Source organism: Streptomyces qaidamensis (assembly GCF_001611795.1).
Lineage (GTDB): Bacteria > Actinomycetota > Actinomycetes > Streptomycetales > Streptomycetaceae > Streptomyces > Streptomyces qaidamensis.
The window spans coordinates 6,936,929-6,961,420 of the sequence record NZ_CP015098.1; the positions used below are offsets into that span (position 1 = coordinate 6,936,929).

General features: G+C 68.6%; 16 protein-coding genes. 13 read left to right on the forward strand and 3 right to left on the reverse strand.

What is annotated here, in order from left to right; translation table 11 throughout:
- Positions 1-9 precede the first annotated feature (9 nt).
- Positions 10-1,008 (reverse strand): acetylxylan esterase, encoded by a 999-nt coding sequence (locus A4E84_RS30765; protein WP_062929664.1) that lies wholly within the window; start codon positions 1,006-1,008, stop codon positions 10-12.
- A 232-nt stretch (positions 1,009-1,240) separates the two neighbouring features.
- Here A4E84_RS30765 and A4E84_RS30770 point away from each other — a divergent pair, with 232 nt between their 5' ends.
- From A4E84_RS30770 to A4E84_RS30785, 4 genes are read left to right on the forward strand one after another with little or no spacing between them, the layout of a single operon-like run.
- Positions 1,241-2,233, forward strand: coding sequence for an ABC transporter permease (locus tag A4E84_RS30770; protein WP_062929665.1), 993 nt, complete (start codon positions 1,241-1,243; stop codon positions 2,231-2,233).
- Entirely contained in the window at positions 2,227-3,099 is an 873-nt protein-coding gene (locus tag A4E84_RS30775; protein ID WP_062929666.1) for a carbohydrate ABC transporter permease, read from the forward strand. The genes A4E84_RS30770 and A4E84_RS30775 overlap by 7 nt, the downstream gene beginning before the upstream one ends.
- A 54-nt stretch (positions 3,100-3,153) precedes the next feature.
- Positions 3,154-4,809: an ABC transporter substrate-binding protein gene (locus A4E84_RS30780; protein WP_062929667.1), complete on the forward strand. Its 1,656-nt coding sequence runs from the start codon at positions 3,154-3,156 to the stop codon at positions 4,807-4,809.
- A 37-nt stretch (positions 4,810-4,846) separates the two neighbouring features.
- Positions 4,847-5,530, forward strand: coding sequence for a hypothetical protein (locus tag A4E84_RS30785; protein WP_062929668.1), 684 nt, complete (start codon positions 4,847-4,849; stop codon positions 5,528-5,530).
- A 96-nt stretch (positions 5,531-5,626) separates the two neighbouring features.
- On the opposite strand, the gene A4E84_RS30790 is transcribed toward A4E84_RS30785, so the two are convergent.
- Together A4E84_RS30790 and A4E84_RS30795 are read right to left on the reverse strand one after the other, a co-directional pair.
- Positions 5,627-7,618, reverse strand: a complete 1,992-nt coding sequence (locus A4E84_RS30790; RefSeq protein ID WP_062929669.1) for an alpha-glucuronidase — start codon at positions 7,616-7,618, stop codon at positions 5,627-5,629.
- 20 nt (positions 7,619-7,638) lie between these two features.
- Positions 7,639-11,436, reverse strand: coding sequence for a GH92 family glycosyl hydrolase (locus A4E84_RS30795; RefSeq protein ID WP_079129178.1), 3,798 nt, complete (start codon positions 11,434-11,436; stop codon positions 7,639-7,641).
- 382 nt (positions 11,437-11,818) lie between these two features.
- Between A4E84_RS30795 and ngcE the strand changes: the two genes are divergently transcribed.
- From ngcE to A4E84_RS30840, 9 genes are all read left to right on the forward strand, one after another.
- Positions 11,819-13,273, forward strand: a complete 1,455-nt coding sequence (ngcE, locus tag A4E84_RS30800; protein ID WP_062929670.1) for an N-acetylglucosamine/diacetylchitobiose ABC transporter substrate-binding protein — start codon at positions 11,819-11,821, stop codon at positions 13,271-13,273.
- Positions 13,274-13,317: 44 nt separating this feature from the next.
- The gene (locus tag A4E84_RS30805) at positions 13,318-14,244 is read left to right on the forward strand and encodes a carbohydrate ABC transporter permease (protein WP_062929671.1); all 927 of its coding nucleotides are present in this window, start codon (positions 13,318-13,320) and stop codon (positions 14,242-14,244) included.
- Positions 14,245-14,247: 3 nt separating this feature from the next.
- Entirely contained in the window at positions 14,248-15,171 is a 924-nt protein-coding gene (locus A4E84_RS30810) for a carbohydrate ABC transporter permease (RefSeq protein ID WP_062929672.1), read from the forward strand.
- Positions 15,172-15,666: 495 nt separating this feature from the next.
- Positions 15,667-16,878: an ROK family transcriptional regulator gene (locus A4E84_RS30815; protein WP_062929673.1), complete on the forward strand. Its 1,212-nt coding sequence runs from the start codon at positions 15,667-15,669 to the stop codon at positions 16,876-16,878.
- Between the two features lie 133 nt (positions 16,879-17,011).
- Positions 17,012-18,112 (forward strand): ABC transporter substrate-binding protein, encoded by a 1,101-nt coding sequence (locus A4E84_RS30820; protein WP_062929674.1) that lies wholly within the window; start codon positions 17,012-17,014, stop codon positions 18,110-18,112.
- 189 nt (positions 18,113-18,301) lie between these two features.
- Positions 18,302-19,093, forward strand: a complete 792-nt coding sequence (locus A4E84_RS30825; protein WP_010033972.1) for an ATP-binding cassette domain-containing protein — start codon at positions 18,302-18,304, stop codon at positions 19,091-19,093.
- On the forward strand, positions 19,090-20,382 hold the full coding sequence (locus A4E84_RS30830; RefSeq protein ID WP_062929675.1) for a sugar ABC transporter permease: 1,293 nt from the start codon (positions 19,090-19,092) through the stop codon (positions 20,380-20,382). The genes A4E84_RS30825 and A4E84_RS30830 overlap by 4 nt, the downstream gene beginning before the upstream one ends.
- Before the next feature lie 180 nt (positions 20,383-20,562).
- The gene (dxs, locus tag A4E84_RS30835) at positions 20,563-22,485 is read left to right on the forward strand and encodes a 1-deoxy-D-xylulose-5-phosphate synthase (protein ID WP_062929676.1); all 1,923 of its coding nucleotides are present in this window, start codon (positions 20,563-20,565) and stop codon (positions 22,483-22,485) included.
- A 137-nt stretch (positions 22,486-22,622) separates the two neighbouring features.
- Positions 22,623-24,137 carry an amino acid permease gene (locus tag A4E84_RS30840; RefSeq protein WP_062929677.1) on the forward strand — a complete coding sequence of 505 codons (1,515 nt, stop codon included), beginning with the start codon at positions 22,623-22,625 and terminating at the stop codon, positions 24,135-24,137.
- Positions 24,138-24,492: the final 355 nt, after the last annotated feature.

Consider the following 24,492-nt stretch of genomic DNA (forward strand, 5'->3'; position numbering starts at 1 on the left):
TTGCCGCCATCACCGGCGTCGGCCGTCCAGCAGCGCTTCCAGCCAGTCCAGTTGACGCCGCACCTGCACCGCATCGCCTCCCTCGTGGCCGTTGAACGGATACGCGTGGATCTCCTTGCGCGGGTCCGTCCCCGTCAGCTCGGCATACCGGTTGAAGGCGGCGTACGTCCCGCTCGGCGGGCACACCGTGTCCCGCAGTCCCACCCCGAAATGAGCCGGAGCCTGCGCGCGGCGGGCGAAGGAGACGCCCTCGACGTAGGACAGGGTGCGATAGGCGGCGTGCTCGGCACCCCGGTGGACGGACAGGTACGCGGCGATCTCGCCGTACGGGCCCGCGTCGGTGAGGTCGAGGGCGCGGCGGATGCCGCACAGGAGCGGGGCGGTGACCAGTACGGCCGCCAGGTCCGGGACGAGTCCAGCCACCGCCAGGGCCAGCCCTCCGCCCTGGCTGTTGCCGACCGCCACGGTCCGCGCCGGATCGACGCCGGGCAGCCCCCGCACCGCCGCGACCGCCCGCACCGCGTCCGTGATCAGACGCCGGTAGTGGTAGTCCGCGGCGGAGAGCAGCCCGCGCACCGCCGGCCCGGGCCCGCCCGGCGCGAGGGCGTGCGGGTCGGGCGTGTCACCGCCGCACCCGTACTGGCCGCCCTGGCCGCGGTTGTCCATGAGCAGGTGCGCGTACCCGGCGTTGACCCAGGTGAGGCGTTCGTGGGGCAGGCCCCGTCCGCGCCCGTACCCGGCGAACTCGACGACGGCCGGCAGCAGTTCGCCGGCTTCTGCAGGCCGGCTGAACCACGCCCGCACCGGGTCGCCCGCGAAACCCCGGAACGTCACGTCCCAGGTCCGCGTCAGCCGCAGTCCCGTCTCCACCGGCCGCACCGACACCAGAGCGTTGGTCTGTCCGGCCTCCTTCAGCGTGCTCGTCCAGAACGCGTCGAAGTCGGCGGGCTCCTCGATGTCCGGGCGGTGGCGCTCCAGTTCGGTCACGGGCAGGTCGAAGGCGGGCACGGCGGCACCTCGCAGGAGTCGGTGGTCATCCGGAAACTTGCGACGAGGACGGGGCGGTCGGCCTCAGGGGTCTACCCGGCTTCGACGGTGTTCCAACGCGTCTCAGGTGTCCCATCGGAGTGCCGCAGCACCCATTGACAGCGCTTTCTGCTGCCCATAAGTTGCCGCGAAGTTACCGGTAGAAGCTCGAAAGTTTCGGTTCCGCGTCCCATGCCCACGGGAGGCCCGAGCAATGAGCACGTCCACCACACCGGCCCCGCCGGGCACCCAGGACCCGCCTGCGGCCCGAGCCGCACCCCGCCGCGGCAGACGGACGCCCGCCCGGACCGGCTGGCGGCGGGCGCTGCGCCGCGACTGGCAGTTGTACTCGCTCGCGATCCTGCCGCTGCTGTTCTTCCTCGTCTTCCGCTATCTGCCGATGATCGGCAACGTGATCGCCTTCCGGCGCTTCGAACCGGGAGGGTCGATCTTCGGCGAGGAGTGGGTGGGGCTGCGCTATGTGCAGATGTTCCTCGACGACCCCACCTTCTGGCAGGTGTTCCGCAACACCCTGTGGATCGGCGGGCTCACGCTGCTGTTCTGCTTCCCGGTCCCGATCGTGCTGGCGCTGCTGCTGAACGAGGTGCGTCGGCGCTCCTTGAAGCGGTTCGTGCAGTCGGTGTCGTACCTTCCGCACTTCCTGTCGATCGTGATCGTCGCGGGCATCACGATGCAGATGCTCGCCGGCGACGGACCCGTCAACCACGTCCTCGGCCGGCTGGGCCACGAACCGATCCGCTTCATCCAGGAACCCGAGTGGTTCCGCGCGATCTACGTGGGCTCGGAGATCTGGCAGACCGCCGGCTGGGGCACGATCCTCTACCTCGCCGCGCTCACCACGATCGACGAGGACCTGTACGAGGCGGCGCGGATCGACGGTGCCAACCGCTGGCAGCAGATCTGGCACGTCACCCTGCCCGGCATCCGGCCCACCATGGTCACGCTGCTGATCCTCAACATCGGCACGTTCATGGCGGTCGGCTTCGAGAAGGTCCTGCTGCTGTACAACCCGCTGACGTACCCGACCGCCGACGTGATCTCGACGTACGTCTACCGGGCCGGCGTGGAGTCCAACAGCTTCAGCTACGCCGCCGCCATCGGACTGTTCGAGGCGGTCATCGGCCTGTTCCTCATCACGTCCGCCAACCAGCTCTCGCGTCGCACTGTGGGGACGAGCCTGTGGTGAAGCCGAGTCGTTCCTACCGGGTCTTCCAGGGCGTCAACGGGGTGATCCTCACCCTCGTCGTGCTGGTGACCCTGTATCCCTTCGCCAACATCCTCGCGCGCTCCTTCAGCGGGGAGCGGCAGATCCGGGCCGGTGAGGTGGCCCTGCTGCCCAAGGGGTTCAACCTCACCACCTACGAGATCGTGTTCCAGGACTCGATGTTCTGGCGGAACTACGGCAACACCGTGCTGTACACGGTCGTGGCGACGGCCGTGGCCATGGTCCTGACGACGTGCTACGCCTACGTGCTGTCGAAGAAGCACCTCAAGGGCCGTGGCGTGCTGGTCGGCATCGCCGTGTTCACGATGTTCTTCACCGGCGGCCTCATCCCGAACTACATCCTGGTCACCAGCCTCGGCCTGAAGAACAGCGTCTGGGCGATCGCCCTGCCGAACGCGATCAGCGTCTTCAACCTGCTGGTGATGAAGGCCTTCTTCGAGAACCTGCCAGCCGAACTGGAGGAGGCCGCGCAGATCGACGGCCTGAGCACGTACGGCGTCCTGCTCAGGATCGTCCTGCCGCTGTCCAAGGCGGTCGTGGCGACGATGGTGCTCTTCTACTCGGTGTCCTTCTGGAACTCCTGGTTCAGCGCGTTCCTCTACATGGACCGGACCGATCTGATGCCGGTCACCGTCTACCTCCGCAACCTCATCCAGGGTGCCACGGGCGGCGGCAACGCGGGCGCGGGCACCGAGCAGCTCAGCCAGGTCGGCGCGAACATCCAGTCCGTGACCATCGTGCTCACCGCCCTGCCGATCCTGTGCGTGTACCCGTTCGTCCAGCGCTACTTCGTCTCGGGCGTGATGCTCGGCGCGGTCAAGGGCTGACGCCGCCGCCTCACCGACTCGCCTACGGCTCGCCTACGGAACAAAGGAGTCTCCGTGCAGAACGCAGGACAGCTCTCGCGGCGTCAGATCCTCGCCGCCGCCGGGTTCATCGGCCTCGCCACGGTCACCGGCTGCGGCAGCGGGGACGACGGCGGGGACGGCAAGGACCTGTCGAAGAAGCGACACGGCGCCATGAAGAACTACCGGGCGGGACAGCAGTTCAAAGCCGCCGAGCCGCTGTCCTTCTCGGTGCTGCACAACAACAACCCGGTCTACCCCATGAAGGACGGCTGGTTGTTCTGGAAGGAGCTCACCGAGCGTACCGGCGTGACCCTCAAGCCCGTCGACGTCCCGCTCGCCGACTACGAGAAGAAGCGCAGCGTCCTCATCGGGGCCGGGGACGCCCCGTTCCTCATCCCGAAGACGTACCACCCCTCCGAGGTCGCCTTCGTCTCCTCGGGCGCCGTCCTGCCGGTCAGCGACTACGTCAAGCTGATGCCCAACTTCCGCGACAAGGTGCGCAAGTGGAAGCTGGAGCCCGAGCTCGACTCCATCCGCCAGTCCGACGGCAAGTACTACCTGCTGCCCGGCCTGCACGAGAAGGCCAAGGCCGGCTACTCGCTGTCCTTCCGCACGGACGTCCTGGACAAGCACGGCCTCACCCTGCCCACCACCTGGGACGAGGTGTACGACGTCCTCAAGGCGCTCAGGGAGGAACACCCCGGCACGTACCCCTTCTCCGACCGCTGGAGCACCAACACCCCGTTCCCCTGCGGCGCCCTGTTCGGCTACCTCGGTCAGGCCTTCGGTGTCAGAGCAGGCTGGACGTACGACAACATCAGCTTCGACCACAAGGCGCAGAAGTACGTCTTCACCGGCGCCCAGGACAGCTACCGCCAGATGGTCGAGTACCTGCGCAGACTCGTCGCCGAGAAGCTCATGGACCCCGAGAGCTTCAGCCAGACCGACGACCAGGCCGTGCAGAAACTCCTCGCCGAGAAGTGCTACGCGATGAGCGCCAACCCCCAGGAACTGGTGCAGAACTACCGCTACAACCTGGAGAGGCAGGTCAAGGGCGCGAAGATCGAGATGGTCCCGGTGCCGCTCGGACCGGCCGGACCCGTGGTGCTGGGCGGCAGCCGCCTGGAGAACGGCGTGATGATCTCCAGCAAGGCGCTGAAGAGCGACAGCTTCGTCGCCATGATGCAGTTCGTGGACTGGCTCTGGTACTCGGACGAGGGCCAGCGACTGGCCCGCTGGGGCGTGGAGGGCGTCACCCACACCCGCTCGGGAAGCCAGTACAGGCTGAAGCCCGGCATCAGCCTCATGGGCTCCGCCCCCCACGCCCCGAAGGACATGCAGAAGGACTACGGCTTCTACAACGGCGTCTTCGCCTACGGCGGCAGCTGGGAACTCGTCTCCTCGATGTTCGGCCCGGACGAGCAGAGGTTCCAGGCCGCCATGGCCCGGCGCGAGCAACTGCCCATCGACCCCGCTCACCCGCTCCAGTCGTTCGAGCAGGAACAGGCGACCCTCTGGGACACCCCGCTGAAGGACACCGTCATCCAGAACACCCTCCGGTTCGTCCTCGGCAAGCGCCCGCTGTCCCAGTGGGACGCCTACCTCGCCGAGCTGAAGTCGAAGAACATGCAGCAACTCGTCGACCTGCACAACAAGGCGTACGAGCGGTTCAGGAAGGAGAACGGGTGATCGGCGTCCCCGACGTGCCCTGCCGGGGAGCCGCGGCATGAGCACCGTACGCGCCTCCGACTTCGGCACCGGGACCCTCTCCCGCGCCTCCGCCCTCCTCCACACCCTGCTGACCGTCGAGGCGCTGCTCCTCCTCACCGCCTCCCCGGGGCTGGCCGCACTGCTGCTGCTCGACCCCGACCCCGCCAACCTCCCTCTCGCGGCCCTGTGCCTGCTGCCCCTGGGGCCCGCCCTGTCCGCCGCGCTCTACGCCCTCCACCACCGCAGCCTCGACCTCACCGAACTGCACCCGGCCCGCGCCTACCTGCGCGGCCTGCGGCTCAACGCCGTACCGGCACTGAAGCTGTGGACCCCCCTGCTGGTCTGGCTGACGGTCATCGCCTTCACTCTCACGCACTTCTCCGCCACCGGCCTGCCCGGCTGGTGGGCGCTGCTGCTCGCGGCGATCGGCGCCGGCTTCCTCCTGTGGGGCGCACACGCCCTCGTCCTCACCTCGCTCTTCGCCTTCCGCGCCAGGGACACCGCCCGCCTCGCCGCGTACTTCCTGTTCCGGCAGGGCCGCGCCACCCTCGCCGCCGCCTCCCTGCTGGTCCTGACGGCCGCCTCGGCCCGCCTGCTGACCGAGGCCCTGCCCGCCCTGCTGGCCGCCCCGCTGCTGCTGTCCCTGCTGCACGGCAGCCGCCGGGTGATCGCCGAGACGCGGAAGGACTTCACCGCATGACCCACAAGATCCGCTACGGCGGCGACTACTGCTCACCGGCAAGCGGCTGGACCAGGGCGAACCTCTGGTCCTCGGCCCCTTCGGCGTGGCGATCCTTCAGTAGATCCGCCGCCCCCGCCCGTCCGGCACCCCGGACTTGCGGAAGAAGTAGCTGTTGACCTGGTCGCGCCACTCGCGGGCGCCGCGGAGCTGCTCCTCGTAGCGCTCCGCCACCCGCGCGTGGCGCGCCGGGTCCACCTGCCCGGCCAGGGACGCCCACACCGACCGGGCCTCCTCGACCTCCTCGACACCCTCGAAGTGCGTGTCGTAGATGTGCTGGATCACGGTCTTCCCGCTCTTCAGCACATGCCCGTACGGCACGTGGTGGAAGAACAGCAGCAGCTCGTCCGGACAGGTGTCCGGCGATGCGTAGAGCCCGGCCCACGGTTCGCCGTACTGCCCGGCGAAGCCCGTTCCACTCTTCACACCGCGGTCGACGCCGATCCCGTCCCGGTCGGCGAAGTGGTAGGTCCCCCACGGGCTGTACTCGTACCCGTCCACACTCGGTCCGTAGTGGTGCCCCGGCTGCACCATGAAGCCCACGCCCAGGGGAGCGGTGTACTTCTCGTACGTCCGCCAGGAGCCGTCGAGCACGGCGTGCAGCCCGTCGGCCACCTGCGGGGGCGCGTCGGGGAAGCTCAGCCCGATCCACTCGTCGAGCACCGCGCGCGGCTCGGCGTCCGGCCGCCAGGCCAGCCGCCCGAAGGAGTACAGGTTGGCCTGCGCCAGCGGATGCCCGGTCCAGAAGGGGTCGTCACCGGCGTTCGACACCGCGACGAGCCCGCCCCGGGCCAACTCGCCGACCGACTGGTCGTGTTCGTGCCGGAACCGCAGCACCTCACTCCACATCGGCCCCAGCCAGCACACATGCCGCTGCTGCCCGGTGTACTCCTGGGTGGCCTGCAGCTCCACCGCCAGCCGGGTCCGCGGCATCGCACCGATCAGCGGCGAGACCGGCTCCCGCACCTGGAAGTCCATCGGCCCGTGCTTCACCTGGAGCACGGCGCTTTTGGCGAACTCCCCGTCCAGCGGCACGAAATGGTCGTAGGCGGCCCGGGCCCGGTCGGTCGTGCGGTCCCGCCAGTCCTGGCGGTGGTCGTAGACGAACGCCCGCCAGTGCACCGTGCCGCCGAACGGCTCCAGTGCCGCCGCCAGCAGGTTCGCGCCCTCGGCGTGACTGCGGCCGTACGCGAACGGCCCCGGCTGCCCCTCCGAGTCGGCCTTCACCACGTACCCGCCGAAGTCGGGTATCGCCTCGTACACCCGCCGTGTCGCCTCGGCCCACCAGCCGCGCACCGCCTCGTCCAGCGGATCGGCGGTGGACAGCCCGCCCAGTGTGATCGGCGCGGCGAAGGAGACCGACAGGTGGGTGCGGATGCCGTAGGGCCGCAACGCCCCGGCGATGTCGGCCACTTCGCCGATGCGGTCGGTCAGCAGGCGCGCCTCGGCCGCGTGCACATTGACGTTGTTGACGGAGACCGCGTTGATCCCGCACGCCGCCAGCAGCCTGCCGTACGCCCGCACGCGGTCGAGTTCGCCCCGCGCCCTGCCGTCCCGCCAGAACAGCGAGCCGCCCGCGTACCCGCGCTCCACCTGGCCCATGACGGGGTGCACGGCCACGTTGTCCCAGTGGTCGAGCATGCGCAGGGCGAGTGCGGGACGGTGGGTCTCCCTCGCCCGTTCGCCGGTGAAGGCCGCGTCCCCCAGGCGTACGACATGGAACAGCCCGTACAGCAGTCCGCGTCCGCCGGAGGCGGTGACGGTCGTCGTACCGCGCTCCCGAGCGCAGGTGAAGCCCTCGTCGGCGAGGGACTCCTGACCCTCGGTACCGAGGTCGAGGACCAGGTCGTACGCGTCGTCCGGCACGACGCCCCGCACGACCCGGCCCCCGAACCTCCGGCAGGCCTGAGCCACCTCCCCGTGCACCGTCTCCACCAGCGGAGCCGATCCGCGGATCAGCGTCCTCCGGCTGCCGACCGCGCGGAAGGCGGCGGGCGGCAGCCAGGCCGGGTCGACACCCTCGGGCAGGACGGGTAGAGGAAGCGGCATGGGACCCCCGACTCGGCTGCTCAGGAAAGCAGTTCGACCTCCGCCAGGGTGGCCTCGGCGTCGAGGACCAGGCGGTACCTCTCGTACGTACCCGGCGATCTCACGGTGAACGCGCGGGTCTGCCGGTCCCAGGCGAAGGACTCACCGGAGCGCCGGTCCAGCGTCCGCCAGGTGGTGCCGTCGGAGGAGCCCTGGAGCGTCCAGCCGTCCGGTGCCTCCGCCCGGTCCGCCGACGACGTCAGCGTGTACTGGACCGCCTGGGCGCCCTTCTGGACCGGCAGGTCCACGGAGGTCACCGCCGCGTCCGTCGCCGACGTGTCGTCGAACAGGGCACCGTCGCCCTCCAGCACGTCCGCGCGGGGCGTCGGCACCTCGTCGTCCCGGGTGATCGACACGGGCGCGGCACGCCCGCCCGTGCCCCAGGACGACGGCCGCGGGCCCATGTCGAACTCAAGGACACCGCCCTTGGCGACCAGCGCGTGCGGCAAGGAGGTCTTCGACCAGGTCCGGCCGTTGACCTTCAGCCCCTGTACGTAGACGTTCCTCGCGCTGTTGCGCGGGGCCTTCACCACCAGCTCGCGCCCGTTCTCCAGATGCACGGTCGCCTTCGTGAACAAGGGCGAGCCGATGGCGTACTCGCCGCTGCCCATCACCAGCGGGTAGAAGCCGAGCGCCGAGAACAGGTACCAGGCGGACTGCTCGCCGTTGTCCTCGTCACCGTGGTAGCCCTGCCCGATCTCGCTGCCGGTGTACAGCCGGGACAGCACCTCGCGGACGTTCTTCTGCGTCTTCCAGGGCTGCCCGGCCGCGTCGTACATGTACAGGGCGTGGTGGGCGACCTGGTTGGAGTGCCCGTACATGCCCATCCGCACGTCCCGCGCCTCGGTCATCTCGTGGATGACACCGCCGTAGGAACCGACGAACTCGGGGGAGGCCGTCTCGGGGGTGGAGAGGTACGCGTCGAGCTTGTCGGCGAGGCCCTTGCGCCCGCCGTAGAGGTTCGCCAGGCCCCGGCTGTCCTGCGGCGCGGTGAAGGCGTACCCCCAGCCGTTGGTCTCGGTGTAGTCGTGGCCCCACACCCGGGGGTCGTACTTCGAGGACTCCACCCGCCAGTCGCCCTTCGCGTTCCGGCCCTGGAAGAAGCCGGCCTTCGCGTCGAAGAGGTTCACATAGTCCTGGGCGCGGTCCAGGAAGTACTCCGACTCCTCCTTGTAGCGCCGCTCGCCGGTCTCCTCGTAGAGCTTGCGGCCCATGCGGGAGATGCCGTAGTCGTTGAGGTAGCCCTCCAGCGCCCAGGACAGGCCCTCGTGCGTCTCGGTGCCCGTGTAGCCGAGGAACGGCGAGGTGGCCATGCCCTTGCGGCCGACGCCCGGGTTCGGCGGTACGACCGTCGCGTTCTTCACCGCCGCCTCGTACGCCGCCTTCGCGTCGAAGTCGACGCCCTTGACGTACGCGTCCGCGAACGCCACGTCCGACGACGTTCCCGTCATGAGGTCCGCGTAGCCGGGGGAGGACCAGCGGGAGGTCCAGCCGCCGTCCTTGTACTGCTGCACGAACCCGTCGGCCAGCTCACCCGCCCGGGACGGGGTCAGCAACGAGTACGCGGGCCAGGTCGTCCGGTACGTGTCCCAGAAGCCGTTGTTGACGTACACCTTGCCGTCGACGATCTTCGCGCCGGTGTGCGTCGGGGTGTCCGGCTTCGGCATGGAGGAGAAGGGCGAGGCGTACTGGTACGTGCCCCCGACCTTCTCGAACCCGGAGTTCGGGTACAGGTACAGCCGGTACAGGCCGGAGTACAGCGTCGTCAGCTGGTCGGGCGTCGCACCCTCGACCTCCACCTTGCCGAGCAGCCGGTCCCACTGCCGCTGGGCGCTCTTCTTCACCGCCTCGAAGGACCTGCCCTCCGGAATCTCCTGGCGCAGGTTGTCCCTGGCCTGGTCGAGGCTGATCAGCGAGGTCGCCAGACGCAGGGTGACGGTCCGGTCGTCGGCCTCGAAGCGCAGATGGCCCTTCACCCCGGCCGACGAACCCTCACTCACCGGCTTGTCGAACTCGCCGTACACGAACAGCCGGGTCGCACCCGTCGACAGCCCGGACTTCACGTCCGAGTAGCCGGTGACGACCCCGTTCTCCTCGTCGAGGGTGAGCCCCGCCTGGTCCGTCACGTTGTCGAAGAGGACGCTCGCGTCGTCGCCGGGGTAGGTGAAGCGCAGCGCCGCCGCGTGGTCCGTCGGCGCCATCTCGGCCTTCAGCCCGTTCTCGAACCGCACCCCGTAGTAGTACGGCCGGGCCGTCTCGTTCTCGTGCTTGAAGGCCAGCTCCCGGGCCTCCCGGCCGAGGTCCGGAGTTCCGGAGGCGATGGACGGCATCACCTGGAAGGTCTGCCGGTCGCCCATCCAGGGACTCGGCTCATGGCTCGCGCTGAACGCCTGGATCGTCGGCAGGTTGTCGGAATTGTTGGCTCGCGCGTAGTCGTACAGCCAGCTCAGCGAGCCCGCGTTGGTCACCGGCGTCCAGAAGTTGAAGCCGTGCGGCACCGCCGTCGCCGGGAAGTTGTTGCCGCGTGAGAAGCCGCCGCTGGAGTTGGTGCCCCGGGTCGTCACCGCGTAGTCCGACAGATGCGCCTTCGGCCGCTCGGGGGTGACGGACTCGATGGTCACGTCGTCCAGCCAGCCCCGGAACTTCGCCGGGCCCTCGGGGGAGTCGTACGCGATCAGGATCCGGTCCACGGTCTTCCCGGCCGCGACCGACCCGATCCGCGAGGCCACGTCGTTCCACTGGTTGACGTAGAGGATCTTCGCAGCGCCCTGCCCCTGCGGGGTGAGCGGGAAGCCGTGCTGGTCGGTGGCGCGCAGGTCGCTCAGGTGGGTGCCGTCGGTGAAGGCGAGGTCGACGGAGACGTTCGTGGCGTCGTAGTCGAGGTCGCCGTCCGCCATCGACGGGAAGATCCGGTAGGCCAGCCGCGTGTTCCGGCCGACGGCCACGTTCACGTCGAAGACCTTGTTGTACGAGTACGCCCGCCCGTCGGCGGTGTGCCGGCCGGCGTAACGCAGGGCCCGTTTCCCGGTGAACCCGGCGCCCGCCTTGGCGGTGGGGGAGCCGCTCGGGCCGCGGTCGACCAGGGAGAGCATGTCCTGCGGGACCGGCCCTTCGCCGCCGCCCGTGGACAGCTGGAGGTCGGCGAGCTGGAGGATGCCGCCGCCGTTGTTCCGGGTGACGTCCAGCCGGAAGTGCCGGTACTCGCCGGGTTCGGCGAGCTCGTACGTCGTCGTCCGGAACCGCTCGGAGAAGGACTCGCCGGAGCGGGCGTCCAGGGTCTTCCAGTCCTTGCCGTCGGCGGAGCCCTTCAGGGTCCAGTCCTTCGGGTCGCGCTCGTCGTGGTCGTTGGCCGACGTCAGTGCGTAACGCGCCAGTCTGATGGGTTTGTCCAGGTCGAACTCGGCCCAGCCGGTGGGCTGGAAGGTGAGCCACTTGGTGCTCGGTTCACCGTCGACGAGGTTCTCCTTCACCTCACCGCCGCCCGTGTTCTCGGCACTGGCCCGGACATCGGTGACCTGGTCGGTCACGTTGCCCGGTATGCCGCTGCTGTAGCCGCCGTCCACGCCCGAGGCGCGCTTGCCCCCGTCGGGGCCGGTGTCGACGGTGTTCGACCAGTCCGGAACAGGGTCGTCCGCCTCGAACGAGGACGCGAACCCCCGATCGGGTTTCCCGGGGGCCTGCGGCAGTGCGACCACAACGCCCTGCGAACCCAGGGCCAAAGCAAAGGCGGTCGCCGACACGACCACCGAACCCCATCTGTGCCGAGCTTTCCGCTGCATCAACGGGTACCCTCCCTGCGCAGTGGACAACGTTGTCACCATCAATGCGCAAGGACCAGTAGTTGCCCAAGTGGCGGGGAGTGTCAAGGGTGTTGCCTGTGGCATTCGGGCGTGGTGACCGGGATATTTCCGGCGGAGCGCCCACAGGTCACTCATACTTCCGCGAGGTCTCAACTCGGATAAGACCCACGGCCAACCTTGCGTTCGATCTTGATCCGCCGGCGGGAAGTGGACTATACCTGTCGGACGCTTCACACGATCCGCACTTCAGCGCCTGCACGTCACCACCCGCACTTTCCTGCACGACCCAGCTTGACCCGATCGCGGTGCCGGGGAGGATCCGGTTCACCGCCTGAGTCCTGGAGAAGGCGAGGACTTGAGCATGGGATCCACTTCCGCCGAGAACCACGGCACCGAGGGTGTCGGCCGCCGTGATCTGATCAAACGGTCTGCCGCGCTCGGGCTGATCTCCGTACCCACCATGAGCTTCCTGTCCGCGTGCGCCAGCAGCGGCGGCGACGACAGCGGGGACAAGGCCAAGGCCGGCAAGAAGACCGCGAAGAACCCGCTCGCCGTCAACGACACGGCCGGTATGGAATTCGTCCTGTTCGACGGCGGCTTCGGCAAGGAGTACGCCGAGGACGCCGTGAAGATCTACGAGAAGAACTTCCCCCAGGTGAAGGTGAAGTTCTCCGCCACCCAGAAGATCCAGTCCACCCTCCAGCCCCGCTTCAACCAGGGCACCCCGCCGGACCTCATCGACAACTCCGGCGCCGAGCAGATGGACATGGGCGTCCTGGTCGGCAAGAACCAGCTCACCGACCTCACCCCGCTGCTGGACGCGCCCTCCTACGACGACCCGGACAAGAAGGTCCGCGACACGCTGCGCCCCGGCATCGTGGAGATGGGCCAGTTCGACGGCGAGAAGGTCTGGATCCTCTACTACGCCTACACGGTCTACGGCGTCTGGTACTCGCAGAAGGCCCTGGACTCGCTCGACGAGCAGTACCCCGAGACCTGGGACCAGATGCTCGCCGTCTGCGCGAAGGCCAAGAAGAAGGGTATGGCGGGCTGGACGTACGCGGGCAAGTACCCGTACTACCTCCCCTTCTCGCTCTACCCGATGATCGGCAAGGTCGGCGGCCGGGAGGTCCTCGACGCGATCGACAACCTGGAGCCGAACGCCTGGAAGCACCCGGCCGTCAAGGCCTGCTTCGACGCGTACTACGAGCTCTACAAGAAGGGTTACGTCCTCAAGGGCACCCCGGGCCTGGACCACATCCAGTCACAGACCGCGTGGGCCGAGGGCAAGGCGCTGTTCATCCCGAACGGCTCCTGGGTGGAGAACGAGTCGGCCAACGTCATCCCCGACGGCTTCGACCTGGCCGTCTCCGCGCCCACCGGCCTCGACTCCTCCGACAAGATGCCCTTCGGCACCATCTGGGCCTCCGGCGGCGAGCCCTTCATCGTCCCGGCCAAGGCCAAGAACGCCGCCGGCGGCATGGAGCAGCTGCGCATCATGCTCAGCGAGGCCTCCTCCAAGAACTTCACCGGAAAGGTGAAGTCGCTGACCGCGTACAACGGCGGCACCGACGGCATCGCCCTCACCCCCGGACTGAAATCCGGCGTCGCGGCGCTGGACAAGGCCGGCGAGAACGTGGTGAATCCCCGTCTGCAGGACTGGTATGTGCAGTTGCAGAAGGAGAAGATCGGCGTCTCCGGCCTGGGCGAGATGATGGCCGGCCGCCTGACCCCGGCCGAGGCCATCAAGAAGATCCAGGCCTTCGCCGACGAAACCGCCAAGGACGACTCCATCAAGCACTACAAGCACCAGTAACGGCACTGGAAAACCCAAATTCCGCACACGGCACCGGAGTGGCGATGCAGCACGGCAAGTACCGGTTCATCGTGGGCTTCCTGGCGTTGCCCCTGGGACTGTACGCGCTCTTCGTGATCTGGCCGTTCATCCAGTCCATCTATTACTCGTTCACGGACTGGACCGGCCTGAGCCCCGAATTCAAGATGGTCGGTTTCGACAACTACAGCCGGATGCTCGACGACGACATCTTCTGGAAGTCGTTGCAGCACAGCCTGCTGTTCGCCCTCCTGCTGCCGGTGGTGACGATCGGCCTCGCGCTGTTCTTCGCCTTCATGATCAACGTGGGCGGCAGAAAGAGAAAGAACGGCCCGGTGATCACCGGTGTCCGCGGCTCCTCCTTCTACAAGATCGTCTACTTCTTCCCGCAGGTCCTCTCGATCGCCATCGTCGCGCTGCTGTTCGCGTTCGCGTACAACCCGGACAGCGGCGCGCTCAACTCGCTCCTGCGCGGCATCGGCCTGGACCACGTCCAGCCCCTGTGGCTGGGCGACCCCGATCTGGCCCTCTGGGCGGTGATGGCGGTCCTCGTCTGGTCGACGGTCGGCTTCTTCGTCGTCCTCTTCTCCGCGGGCATGGCCTCCATCCCGGCGGAGATGTACGAGGCCGCGCTCCTGGACGGCGCGAACCGCGTCACCACGTTCTTCCGGGTCACCCTGCCCCTCCTCTGGGACACGGTGCAGTCCGGCTGGGTCTACATGGGCATCCTCGCCCTGGGCGCCGAGTCGTTCGCGGTCGTGCAGATCATGACGACCGGGCCGGGCGGTCCCGACTACTCGACCACCGTCATGGTCCTGTACGTGTACCAGAAGGCGTTCCGTGACGGGCAGGCCGCCTACGCCACCACCATCGGTGTCGCCCTGCTCGTCGTCACGCTGGCCTTCGCCGCCGTGGTGATGCGGCTGGGCCGTCGCGAGCGGCTGGAGTACTGACCGATGAAGACGACCGAAACCCCCGCGCCGCTCCCGGCCGAGTCCGGAGCCCCGGTCACCAAGACGGACGTCCGGCCGCCGCCCCCCGTGAAGGAGAAGAAGGAGGGCACGGTCCTCAACGTCTTCTCCCACGGCGTCCTGGTCATCTGGGCGTTCATGGTGGTCATGCCGCTGCTCTGGGCGGTCATGACGTCCTTCAAGGACGACCGCTCGATCTTCAGCTCCCCCTGGTCGCTCCCGGACTCCCTGCACTTCGACAACTGGTCGCGGGCGTGGACCCAGGCCAACATGAGCGACTACTTCCTCAACACGGTCCTCGTGGTGGGCGGCTCACTCATCGGCACCCTGGTCCTCGGCTCCATGGCGGCCTACGTCCTGGCCCGCTTCGACTTCCCGGGCAACCGTTTCATCTACTACCTGTTCATCGGCGGCATGAGCTTCCCGATCATGCTCGCGCTGGTCCCGCTGTTCTACGTCGTGAACAACATGGGCCTGTTGAACACCATTCACGGCCTGATCCTGGTCTACATCGCCTACTCGCTGCCGTTCACCGTGTTCTTCCTGACGGCGTTCTTCCGCACGCTGCCGACGTCGATCGCCGAGGCGGCGTTCGTCGACGGGGCCTCCCACAGCCGCACGTTCTTCCAGATCATGCTGCCCATGGCCAAGCCGGGCCTGATCAGCGTCGGCATCTTCAACTTCCTGGGGCAGTGGAACCAGTACATGCTGCCGACGGTCCTCAACACCGACCCCGACAAGCGGGTCCTCACGCAGGGTCTGGTGCAGCTGGCGGTCAGCCAGGGGTACAAGGGCGACTGGTCGGGCCTGTTCGCGGGTCTGGTCATGGCGATGCTGCCGGTGCTCGCCGCGTACATCGTCTTCCAGCGGCAGGTGGTGCAGGGGCTCACGGCTGGTGCGCTGAAGTAAGCCCGGGCCGGTTGAGCAACTGCAGGATGGGTCCGCAACCCGGCGGCGCGGGGTGCCTCCCCCAAGCTCTCGGCTTCGCTCGAGCAGGGGGGACCCCCACGCCCCCAGCGGCACGCATGCCCGCAGGCTGAGCGGACCCGCACCCGCCGGACGGCGCAAGGGGACGTGTCGGGGGGTGTCCGCCCGCAGCGGTTGGCGCGTCAACGGGGAGCCGGTCGGCGTCCGACCCCATCGCGCCGTTCCGAGGACGGACGCCCCGGCGCGGCCCCGACTCACCCACCGGCGGAAGGCGAAAGCGCGTACCCCCCCAACAGCCACACAGGCCGCCGCAGGCAGAAAGCGCGTACCCCCACATAGCGCTCCGCGACCGCCCGCACACACCGCGGAATCAGTTCAACCTCTTGACGGGAGGCAACCCGAACGGCTCAGCTTAGAGTTCACTAGTTGGACATAGACGGGGTCTCATCGAAGCGGCCCCGTGCGCAGGAGGTCGTCGTGGAGACTCCGGGGTCGCAGTCATCGCTGCACCGAGCCAACCTGGAGCGGGTCGTACGAGCCGTGCGCCTGGCGGGCTCCCTCACCCAGGCCGAGATCGCGCGGACGACAGGTCTGTCCGCGGCGACGGTGTCCAACATCGTCCGGGAGTTGAAGGAAGGCGGCACCGTCGAGGTCACACCGACCTCCGCCGGCGGCCGCAGGGCCCGCAGCGTGTCGCTGAGCGGCGACGCCGGCATCGTCATCGGCGTCGACTTCGGCCACACCCACCTCCGTGTCGCGATCGGCAACCTCGCCCACCAGGTCCTGGCGGAGGAGTCCGAGCCGCTGGACGTGGACGCCTCGTCCACCCAGGGCTTCGACCGCGCGGAACAGCTGGTCACCCGCCTGATCGAAGCCACCGGCGTCGACCGCTCCAAGATCGCCGGCGTCGGCCTCGGCGTCCCCGGCCCCATCGACGTCGAATCCGGCACCCTCGGCTCGACGGCCATCCTCCCCGGCTGGACCGGCACCAAGCCCGCCGAGGAGCTCCGCGGCCGCCTCGGCGTCCCCGTGCACGTGGACAACGACGCCAACCTCGGCGCCCTCGGCGAGATGGTCTGGGGCAGCGGCCGGGGTGTCCGCGACCTGGCCTACATCAAGGTCGCCAGCGGCGTCGGCGCCGGCCTGGTGATCAGCGGCAAGATCTACCGCGGCCCCGGCGGCACCGCAGGAGAAATCGGGCATATTACACTCGACGAGTCCGGCCCCGTCTGCCGTTGCGGCAACCGCGGCTGCCTGGAGACCTTCGCGGCCGCGCGCTACGTGCTCCCGCTCCTCCAGTCCAGTCACGGCACCGATCTGACCATGGAGGGCGTCGTACGGCTGGCGCGGGACGGAGACCCGGGCTGCCGTCGGGTGATCGCCGACGTCGGCCGCCACATCGGCAGTGGAGTGGCCAATCTCTGCAACCTGCTGAACCCGAGCCGCGTGGTCCTCGGCGGTGATCTCGCCGAGGCCGGTGAGCTGGTGCTCGGGCCGATCCGGGAGTCCGTCGGCCGCTACGCCATCCCCAGTGCGGCACGCCAGTTGTCCGTTCTCCCCGGCGCCCTCGGAGGCCGTGCGGAAGTGCTCGGAGCGCTCGCTCTAGCCCTCAGCGAGATGGGCGATTCGACCCTTTTGGACGGGACGGCTCCGGGTGCACTGCAGGCAGTGGCCCCTGCCTTCACTTAGAGAACGGATGGCACCGTTGCCATCTCGTTAAGGATTTACTTCTTGACGTCGCACGTGTGGCCGAGTTGACTTCCAGCCACCTCGGCCGCAATGTCGCGGCCTCGTCAGGGAGGTTTCTGAAGTGAACACGCGTATGCGTCGCGCCGCTGTCGCTATTGCCGCCGGTGCGATGGCTGTTTCGCTTGCTGCCTGTGGCAGCGCCAAGGAGTCGGGCGACAACGCCGACTCCACCGGGTCCGCCAAGAAGGGCGACGACATCAAGGTCGGCCTGCTCCTTCCCGAGAACGCGACCGCCCGTTACGAGAAGTTCGACCGTCCCCTCATCGAGGAGAAGGTCAAGGAGCTCACCAACGGCAAGGGCGAGGTCGTCTACGCCAACGCCAAGCAGGACGCCAGCACGCAGAACCAGCAGGTCGACACGATGGTGACCAACAAGGTCGACGTGCTGATCGTGGACGCTGTCGACTCCAAGGCGATCGCCGGCTCGGTGAAGAAGGCCAAGGACGCGGGCATCCCCGTCGTCGCCTACGACCGCCTGGCCGAGGGCCCGATCGACGCCTACACCTCGTTCGACAACGAGACCGTCGGCAAGACCCAGGGCGAGGCCCTGCTGAAGGCCCTGGGTGACAAGGCCAAGGACGGCCAGATCGTCATGATGAACGGGTCCTCCACCGACCCGAACGCCGCCCAGTTCAAGAAGGGCGCGCACTCCGTGCTCGACGGCAAGGTGAAGATCGGCCGCGAGTACGACACCAAGGAGTGGAAGCCGGAGAACGCCAACTCCAACATGGAGGGCGCCATCTCCGCCCTCGGCAAGGACAAGATCGTCGGCGTGTACTCCGCCAACGACGGCATGGCGGGCGGCATCATCACGGCCCTGAAGGCCGCCGGCATCGCCGACATCCCGGTCACCGGCCAGGACGCCGAACTCGCGGGCGTGCAGCGCATCGTCACCGGTGAGCAGTACATGAGCGTCTACAAGCCCTACCCGCAGGAGGCGGACGTCGCGGCCGAGATGGCCGTCGCCCTCGCCCAGGGCAAGTCGCTCGACTCGATCGCCAAGGACAAGGTCGACAGCCCGACCACCAAGGCCATCCCCTCCGTCCTCGTCCCGGTCGTCTCGCTGACCAAGGACAACATCAAGGACACCGTCATCAAGGACGGCATCTACACCGTGAACGAGATCTGCACGGGCAAGTACAAGGCCGCCTGCGACAAGATCGGCCTCAACTAGGCAACCGCCACGTCCCCTGCGGAGCGCGGGAGTCCGAACCGGACTCCCGTGACTCCATGCGGGGACCGGTTCGCCCCCGAGTTCCTCCGGCGCCCCGCCACATCAGCCCCGCAAGCTACGCGGGGCGCCGGACGGATCACTCCTCCCACCCTTCTGCACAACCTCCCGCCGGGTCAGGCGGCGAAGGAGATGGTTCACGTGTCCGCTACGCCCGTGCTGGCGTTGCGCGGGGTCTCCAAGCGGTTCGGTGCCGTTCAGGCGCTCACCGACGTAGAGCTTGAGGTCCACGCCGGTGAGGTGGTCGCCCTGGTCGGCGACAACGGAGCCGGAAAGTCCACGCTGGTCAAGACGATCGCCGGCGTGCACCCCATCGATGAGGGTGTCATCGAATGGGACGGCAGGTCCGTCCAGATCAACAAGCCGCACGACGCCCAGAACCTGGGCATCGCGACCGTCTACCAGGACCTCGCGCTCTGCGACAACATCGACGTCGTCGGCAACCTCTACCTGGGCCGGGAGATCCGCAAGCGCGGCGTCCTGGACGAGGTGGAGATGGAGCGCCGCTCCCGGGAGCTGCTCGACACGCTGTCGATCCGTATCCCCAGCGTGCGCATCCCGATCGCCTCGCTCTCCGGCGGTCAGCGCCAGACCGTGGCCATCGCCCGTTCCATGCTCGGCGAGCCCAAGCTGGTCATCCTCGACGAGCCCACCGCCGCCCTCGGCGTCGAGCAGACCGCACAGGTCCTCGACCTGGTCGAGCGGCTGCGCGAGCGCGGCCACGCCGTGATCCTCATCAGCCACAACATGGCCGACGTGAAGGCCGTCGCGGACAAGGTCGCCGTGCTGCGCCTCGGCCGCAACAACGGCGTCTTCGAGGTCAAGTCGACCTCGCAGGAAGAGATCATCTCCGCCATCACCGGCGCCACCGACAACGCCGTGACCCGCCGTGCGGCGCGCACGAACGGGGAGGTTTCCAAGTGAGCATCGACAAGACCTCCGCGGCTCCGGACGACCACGTCGTGGAGAACCCCGAGGCGGCCAAGGCCGCCGTCACGGTGGTCGACCCCCGGCTGCTGGTGCGCGAGCAGGGCCTCAAGGGCTACGTCAGCGAGTTCAAGCGGAAGATGAAGTCCGGTGACCTGGGCTCCATCCCGGTCGTCATCGGCCTGGCGATCATCTGGATCATCTTCACGAGCCTGAACTCCAACTTCCTCACCGCGGGCAACCTGTCCGACATGTCCGTCGCCATGGTCGGCACGGGCATGATCGCCGTCGGCATCGTGTTCGTGCTGCTGCTCGGCGAGATCGACCTGTCCGTCGGCTCGGTCTCCGGTGTGGCGGGCGCGAGTTTCGCGGTGCTGAACGTCACCAACGGCATGAACGAGTGGCTCGCCTTCGTGCTGGCCATCCTCACCGGCACGGTCGCCGGTGCGCTGCACGGCTTCTTCTTCGCGAAGATCGGCGTGCCCGCCTTCGCCGTCACGCTGGCCGGTCTGCTGTTCTGGAACGGCTTCATGCTCCAGATCCTGGGCAGCAACGGCACCATCAACCTCGACCCGGACGGGGTCGTGGCCCAGCTGACCAGCTATTACTTCTCCGACGTGGCCGCCGCGTACGGTCTGGCCGTGGTGGTGACCGCCGGGTTCTTCCTCAGCTCCTTCCTCGGTAACCGGCGGCGCGAGGCGGCGGGTGTGCCGTCGCGGCCGCTGAGCGACACCATCGTGCGGACCGTGCTGCTGGCGGTGCTCGCCTTCACCGCCGCCATCGTCTTCAACCAGTACAAGGGCCTGCCGCTCGCCGTGGTGATCTTCATCGCGGTGCTGCTGGTCACGGACTTCGTGCTGCGCCGCACGGCGTACGGCCGGAAGGTGTTCGCGCTCGGCGGCAGCGTCGAGGCGTCCCGCCGGGCCGGCATCAACGTGGAGATGGTCCGGATCTCGGTGTTCGCGATCTCCGGCACCTTCGCGGCGGTGGGCGGTCTGTTCATCGCCTCGAAGATCGCCGCGGCCAACCAGGGCGCCGGCGGCGGTGACCTGCTGATGAACGCGATCGCCGCGGCGGTCATCGGCGGCACGTCGCTGTTCGGCGGCCGTGGACGCACCTGGAACGCGCTGCTCGGTGTCCTGGTGATCGTGTCGATCCAGTACGGCCTCGCCCTGGAGGGCATCGCCTCCCCGGTGCAGTACATGATCACCGGTGGTGTGCTGTTGGCCACGGTCGTCATCGACGCCGTCACCCGTAAGACGCAGAAGACCGCAGGGCGCGCCTAGCGCCGACCACCCACCTGTGCCCGGTACCTCCCCGGTACCGGGCACAGCTGTGTCGTAGAGGTGGCGCACCATGGGTAGAGCCGAACGCGTGACGTACGACGCACAGCCTCGGCGCCGCCCGCAAGGGCGGAACATTAGACTCGACAAGCCCGGCAACAGCTCTACTGCAAGGAGGCACGGGTGCCGCTGCTGACCCGTATCAGGGGACCGCGCGATCTGGACCGGCTCAACCTGGAGGAGCTGAACCAGCTGGCGGAGGAGATCCGCAGCTTCCTCGTCGAAGCGGTCTCCAAGACCGGCGGTCACCTCGGCCCCAACCTCGGCGTGGTGGAGCTCACCATCGCCCTGCACCGGGTCTTCGACTCGCCCCGGGACAAGGTGCTCTGGGACACCGGCCACCAGTCCTATGTCCACAAGCTGCTCACCGGCCGCCAGGACTTCTCGAAGCTGAAGATGAAGGGCGGCCTGTCCGGTTACCCCTCACAGGCCGAGTCCGAGCACGACGTCATCGAGAACTCGCACGCCTCGACCGTCCTCGGCTGGGCCGACGGCATCGCCAAGGCCAACCAGATCCTCGAACGCGACGACCACGTCGTGGCCGTGATCGGTGACGGCGCGCTGACCGGCGGCATGGCCTGGGAGGCGCTGAACAACATCGCCGACGCCAAGGACCGCCCGCTCGTCATCGTCGTCAACGACAACGAGCGGTCCTACGCGCCGACCATCGGCGGCCTCGCCAACCACCTGGCGACCCTGCGCACCACCGACGGCTACGAGCGCTTCCTCGCCCGCACCAAGGAGGTGCTGGAGCGCACCCCCGTCGTCGGACAGGCGCTCTACGACACCCTGCACGGCGCGAAGAAGGGGCTGAAGGACTTCATCGCCCCGCAGGGCATGTTCGAGGACCTCGGCCTGAAGTACGTCGGGCCGATCGACGGACACGACCTGGAGGCCCTGGAGTCCGCGCTCGCCAAGGCCAAGCGGTTCGGCGGGCCGGTCATCGTGCACTGCCTGACCGAGAAGGGCCGCGGCTACCAGCCGGCCCTCCAGGACGAGGCGGACCGCTTCCACGCCGTCGGCAAGATCCACCCCGACACGGGCCTGCCGATCGCCAGCTCCGGCGCCGACTGGACGTCCGTCTTCGGCGAGGAGATGGTCAAGCTCGGCGAGGAGCGCGAGGACATCGTCGCCATCACGGCCGCCATGCTCCAGCCGGTCGGCCTGGACAAGTTCGCCAAACGCTTCCCCAAGCGGGTCTACGACGTCGGCATCGCCGAGCAGCACGGCGCCGTCTCCGCGGCCGGCCTGGCCACCGGCGGCGTGCACCCGGTGTTCGCCGTGTACGCCACGTTCCTCAACCGCGCCTTCGACCAGGTGCTGATGGACGTGGCCCTGCACAAGTGCGGCGTCACCTTCGTCCTCGACCGGGCCGGTGTCACGGGCACCGACGGGGCTTCCCACAACGGCATGTGGGACATGTCGATCCTTCAGGTCGTCCCGGGCCTGCGGCTGGCCGCGCCGCGCGACGCCGACCAGGTGCGCGCCCAGCTGCGCGAGGCCGTCGCCGTAGACGACGCGCCGACCGTCGTCCGCTTCTCCAAGGGCGCCGTCGGCCCCGCCGTCCCGGCCGTGCGCCGCGTCGGCGGCATGGACGTCCTGCGCGAGCCCGGCACCGACCGGCCGGACGTCCTGCTGGTCTCCGTCGGTGCCCTCGCGCCGATGTGCCTGGAGATCGCCGGCCTGCTCGACAAGCAGGGCATCTCCACGACGGTCGTGGACCCGCGCTGGGTCAAGCCCGTCGACGAGGCGATGGCCCCGCTCGCCGAGCAGCACCGGGTCGTCGTCACCGTCGAGGACAACAGCCGGGTCGGCGGCGTCGGCTCGGCGATCGCCCAGGCGCTGCGCGACGCCGGAGTCGACGTGCCGCTGCGGGACTTCGGCATCCCACCGCGTTTCCTCGACCACGCCTCCCGCGCCGAGGTCCTGGCCGAGATCGGGCTCACCGCACCGGACATCGCCCGGCAGGTGACCGGGCTGGTCGCCCGGCTCGACGGCCGCTACGAGCGCTCCGCCGCGGACGCCGTGGAATCCGCGCGCGACTGACACCGCTGAATGGGCCGGTTCCACCACCGTGAAGGGTGGTGAAACCGGCCCATTGGCGTGAATCCTCCCCCGCTGGGGCATACGCATGGTGCCCCCTCTCGATCATGTCGAGGACGACAAGCGTGGGAGGTACCCCCGTGAGCAGTACCCTCTTCCGGACGAAGAAGGTCGAGCAGTCCATCCTCGACACCGAGGAGCCAGAGCACGCGCTCAAGAAGTCCCTGTCAGCGCTGGATCTGACCGTCTTCGGCGTCGGTGTGATCATCGGTACCGGCATCTTCGTACTCACCGGCACAGTCGCCAAGGACAACGCCGGGCCCGCGACGGCCCTGGCGTTCGTGGCGTCCGGCATCGCCTGCGCCCTGGCCGCCCTCTGCTACGCCGAGTTCGCGTCCACGGTCCCGGTCGCCGGGTCCGCCTACACGTTCTCGTACGCCTCCCTCGGTGAACTGCCAGCCTGGATCATCGGCTGGGACCTCGTCCTGGAATTCGCGCTCGGTACGGCGGTGGTGGCCGTCGGCTGGTCGGGCTACATCCAGTCGCTCATGGACAACGCGGGCTGGACGATGCCCGCGGGCCTGGGCAGCCGCGAGGGCGCCGACGCCTTCGGCTTCGACATCCTCGCCGCCGCGCTCGTCCTCGTTCTGACCGGCATCCTCGTGCTCGGCATGAAGCTGTCCGCGCGGATCACGTCGATCGTCGTCGCCATCAAGGTGACGGTCGTCCTCGTCGTGATCATCGCGGGCGCGTTCCTCATCAAGGGTGACAACTACGACCCGTTCATTCCGAAGGAGCAGCCTGTGGAGGCCGGGGCAAGTCTCGACTCCCCGCTGATCCAGCTCATGTTCGGCTGGGCGCCCTCCAACTTCGGCGTGATGGGCATCTTCACCGCCGCCTCGGTCGTGTTCTTCGCCTTCATCGGCTTCGACGTCGTGGCCACGGCCGCGGAGGAGACCAAGAACCCGCAGCGCGACATGCCGCGCGGCATCCTCGGCTCCCTCCTGATCTGCACGACGCTGTACGTCCTCGTGTCGATCGTCGTCACCGGCATGCAGCACTACAGCCAGTTGTCCGTCGACGCGCCGCTGGCCGACGCCTTCAAGGCGACCGGGCATCCGTGGTTCGCCGGCTTCATCAGCTTCGGCGCCGCGGTCGGCCTGACGACGGTCTGCATGATCCTGCTGCTCGGCCAGACCCGGGTGTTCTTCGCGATGAGCCGGGACGGACTGCTGCCGCGGTTCTTCTCGCGCGTCCACCCGCGGTTCAAGACGCCGCACCGGCCGACCATCCTGCTCGGCGTGATCATCGCCGTCCTCGCCGGGTTCACGCCGCTGACCGAGCTCGCCGCCCTGGTCAACATCGGCACGCTGTTCGCCTTCGTGGTCGTCGCCATCGGCGTGATCATCCTCCGCAAGTCCCGCCCCGACCTGCCCCGGGCCTTCCGCACCCCGTGGGTGCCGGTGATCCCGATCCTGTCGGTCTGCGCGTCCCTGTGGCTGATGATCAACCTTCCCGCCGAGACGTGGGTCCGCTTCGCCATCTGGATGGCCGCCGGCTTCCTCGTCTACTTCCTGTACGGACGCACCCACAGCCGCCTCGCACGCCGCGAGTCGGGAGAGGAGCAGCCGAGCGTGGGTGGTGGCACGCCGTAAGCGGCTGCGACTGCGGCTTCGCCTTCTCGCCGGTGGTGGGTCGGGGCCGCGCGGGGGGGGTCCGTCCTCGGAACGGCGCGATGGGGTGTCATACCGACTGACTGTCCGTTGACGCGCCAACCGCTGCGGGCGGCGGTCACCCCCCGACACGACCCCTTGCCTACGACTGCGGGTGCGGGCGCGCTCTGCCCCCGCTGCGGGCATGCGTGCCGCTGCGGGCGCTGGGGCCCCCGTGCTCGAGCGAAGCCGAGAGCTTGGGGGAGGGTGGGCGCTGGAGGTACCCCCTGCCCGAAGAGCTTGGGGGAGGCACCTCGTCGCGCCGAGTTGCGCAACACCCCGGCCTCAGCCCCGGCGC